The sequence below is a fragment of the Pseudomonas sp. GM80 genome, assembly GCF_000282515.1.
Taxonomy (GTDB): Bacteria; Pseudomonadota; Gammaproteobacteria; order Pseudomonadales; family Pseudomonadaceae; genus Aquipseudomonas.
This window is the reverse complement of record NZ_AKJD01000208.1, coordinates 1-3,333: the sequence shown is the minus strand read 5'-3', so window position 1 is coordinate 3,333 and position 3,333 is coordinate 1. Positions and strand designations below refer to the sequence as shown.

Annotated in this window: 4 protein-coding genes; 3 read left to right on the top strand and 1 reads right to left on the bottom strand. The window is 56.7% G+C overall.

Features of this window, described 5'->3' with window-relative positions; genetic code table 11:
- Window positions 1-121 precede the first annotated feature (121 nt).
- The 3 genes from PMI37_RS26600 to PMI37_RS26590 all read left to right on the top strand — a co-directional run bounded on the left by PMI37_RS26600 (window position 122) and on the right by PMI37_RS26590 (window position 2,532).
- On the top strand, window positions 122-1,495 hold the full coding sequence (locus PMI37_RS26600) for a DUF1329 domain-containing protein (protein WP_008086992.1): 1,374 nt from the start codon (window positions 122-124) through the stop codon (window positions 1,493-1,495).
- Window positions 1,496-1,651: 156 nt separating this feature from the next.
- The gene (locus PMI37_RS26595; protein ID WP_008086990.1) at window positions 1,652-2,005 is read left to right on the top strand and encodes a type II toxin-antitoxin system HigB family toxin; all 354 of its coding nucleotides are present in this window, start codon (window positions 1,652-1,654) and stop codon (window positions 2,003-2,005) included.
- Window positions 2,006-2,058: 53 nt separating this feature from the next.
- Window positions 2,059-2,532: a helix-turn-helix domain-containing protein gene (locus tag PMI37_RS26590; RefSeq protein ID WP_008086988.1), complete on the top strand. Its 474-nt coding sequence runs from the start codon at window positions 2,059-2,061 to the stop codon at window positions 2,530-2,532.
- Between the two features lie 145 nt (window positions 2,533-2,677).
- Here the strand turns inward: PMI37_RS26590 and PMI37_RS26585 are convergent.
- Window positions 2,678-3,333, bottom strand: a 656-nt coding sequence (locus PMI37_RS26585) for a methyl-accepting chemotaxis protein (RefSeq protein ID WP_008086986.1), incomplete at its 5' end; no start/stop codon positions are given.

Below are 3,333 nucleotides of genomic sequence, written 5' to 3'. Positions count from 1 at the left end.
CGGGCTTGCCCGCGATGACGGCAGCACATTCGACATCAATGGTGGCTGACCCACCGCAATCGCTGGCAAGTCGAGTCGTCGCACCGCAGCTCCCACAGGTTTTTGTATTTTGGAGAAGATCATGGTTCACAGTTCAAGATTGACTAAGGCTTCGCTCGGGCTTGTTCTAGGTCTGGCCGCCGGCAGCGTTCTCGCCGCCATCACCCCACAACAAGCCGAACAACTGAAAACCACCCTGACCCCCATGGGCGCCGAGCGGGCCGGCAACGCCGCCGGCACCATCCCGGCCTGGACTGGCGGCATCACCCAGGCCCCCGCCGGCTACAAACCCGGCCAGCACCACCCCGATCCATACGCGGCCGACAAACCGCTGTTCACCATCACCAAAGCCAATCTCGACCAGTACAAAGCGCACCTCAGCCCCGGCCAGATTGCCCTGTTCAACAGCTACCCCGACACCTTCCAGATGCCGATCTATCCGTCCCGTCGCTCCGGTTCGGCACCGCAATGGCTGTACGACAACACCCTGAAAAACGCCACCTCGGCCAAGCTGCTCGAAGGCGGCAGCGGTTTCTCTGATGCCTACGGCGGCGTACCGTTTCCAGTCCCCAAGGACGGCGTTGAAGTGCTGTGGAACCACATCACCCGCTATCGCGGCATCTACGTCGTGCGCCGCGCTTCCGAAGCGCCGGTGCAGCGTAACGGCAGCTTCGCGCTGGTGACGTCACAGCAGGAAGCGCTGTTCAACTACTACCGCCCGAACGGCCAGTTCGCCGATCTGAAAAACATCCTGTTCTACTACCTCGCCTTCGTGAAAAGCCCGGCGCGACTGGCCGGTGGCGCTGCCCTCGTGCACGAAACCCTCGACCAGCTCAAGGACGCACGCCAGGCCTGGATCTACGACGCCGGCCAACGCCGCGTGCGCCGCGCACCGAACCTTGCGTACGACACGCCGATCGCCTCCTCCGATGGCCTGCGCACCGCCGACGACACCGACCTGTTCAACGGCTCGCCGGATCGCTACGAGTGGAAGCTCAAGGGCAAACAGGAAATCTACATCCCCTACAACAATTACAAAGTCGGCAGCCCCGACGTGAAATACGCGCAACTGCTCACCCCCGGCCACCTCAACCCGCAATACACCCGCTACGAACTGCACCGGGTCTGGGTGGTGGAAGGCAACCTGAAACCGGGCTCGCGGCATATCTACTCGAAACGCGTGTTGTTCCTCGATGAAGACAGCTGGGGCGCGGCACTGGTCGATCAATACGACGGGCGAGGGGAGTTGTGGCGCGTGTCGATGGCCTACCTGAAAAACTTCTACGACCTGCCGACCACGTGGAGTGCGCTGGACGTTTTCCATGATCTGCAGGCGCGTCGTTACTATGTGCAGAATCTTGATAACGAGGAAGCGGAGACTGTCGATTTTGCACAACCGGTGCCGGAGGATGCGTATTTCATGCCGTCGGCATTGCGGCAGCGTGGGACGCGGTAATGACTGAAGTCTAAGTCCACCGCTGACAGAAAAAGCCCGAAGCCACTGATACATTTGGCTTCGGGTTTGTTCTGTTGAGCTAAAAATATCTGCTTTACAGATATCTGTATTTGAGATAATTTTTCCGCATGTAGGGATACCAGAACCGAAAATTGTATGAGAGTGATCACAAAAGCGGCGATTGCGCGGGCCATTGAGATTCATGGCCAGTGGAGAGATCCTCTCACCTTGTGGCTAACCATCTTCGACAGAGCATCGCTGCGTTTCGAGTCATTTGAGAAGCTTCGTCAAGACTGGACCAGCGCCTCAGGTTGGAACGTCGATCGTATCCCTCACTCGAAGCTGAGGCTGACGAGCAAGAAAGGCCCGCTTGATATTTACGTTTTTGATATCAAGAAAAACGAGTGCCGTGTCATTACGTGGATCAATACGAAGACTGGCACTATCTATATCAAGGACATTCTTCCCCATGCCGGATATGACAAATGGTGGAAGGGTGATGTCAAGTAGTTGGCCAGAATGAAATACGCTATTTATGTTTAACGAAAATACAGGTGATCTCAATGAAGCGTAATAAAGTCGAAGCGACAGGACTGGATTCCTTCATAGCCGATATTTCACCCATGCTTGAGGGACTGGGCGATCAGCTAGCGACTTTGTCCAAGTTGTTGTCTGCCTGCCATGATCCGATAAAAAATGATGACGATCTGCAAGTGCGAATGGCCCTGATTGATGAGCTTTATTCCCACGCAAACACCGAGGATCATGCTGCTGCACGGTTTGCGGAGTTTGTGGCTGATCGGGTTTATGAGTACGAGAGTGAAACGGTGTTGATTGCTTATTCGTCCCAATCTGAAGCGCTGGCGTTTCTGCTGTCGGAAAGAGGCGTCAAACAGAAGGACTTGTCTGAGATCGCAACTCAGAGTGCTGTTTCAGAGATATTGAATAACAAGCGAAAAATGACCGTTGCCCAGATAAAGGGATTCGCCGAGTTCTTTAAAGTGCCGGTCGAGTTTTTTATGCACGGTGTGGTTTGACGTGAAGGGGTGACAGGCCTGACGCAATCGCGGGCAAGCCCGCTCCCACAGGTTATGAGTCGCACACAACATCTGTGAACGACTGAAAAACCTGTGGGAGCGGGCTTGCCCGCGATTGGTTTTTTGCTTCAGCGCTGTACGAAGATCAAACGCGGAAGTGGCTGACCATCTGCTGCAACTGACCACCCAAGCGTGCCAGTTCAACACTCGACGCCGCCGTCTCATCACTCGCCGCTGCGGTCTGTTCCGACACGTCGCGCACGTTGATGATGCTGCGGCTGATCTCTTCAGCCACTGCACTTTGCTGTTCAGCCGCCGCAGCGATCTGCTGGTTCATCGACTGAATATTCGACACCGTGCGGGTGATGTTTTCCAGCGATGCACCGGCCTTGCGGGTCAGGGCGACGCTGCTGTCGGTCAGCGCGCGGCTGTTGCTCATCACCGCCGAAACCTGCTGGGTGCCGTTCTGCAGACCGGCGACCAGGCCTTCGATTTCTTCGGTGGATTTCTGCGTGCGCTGGGCCAGGCCACGTACTTCGTCGGCAACCACGGCAAAACCGCGACCGGCTTCACCGGCACGTGCGGCTTCGATCGCAGCGTTAAGGGCGAGCAGGTTGGTCTGTTCGGCAACGGCCTTGATCACGTCCATGACGCTGCCGATCTTGTCGCTTTCCTGTTGCAGTACGCTCATGGCTTCGGTCGAACGCACCACTTCGCTGGCCAGACGTTCGATCTGCGCGATGGCTTCGTTGACCACTTTGTCGCCTTCACGGGCTTCGCCGTCAGCGGCGGCAGCCGCTT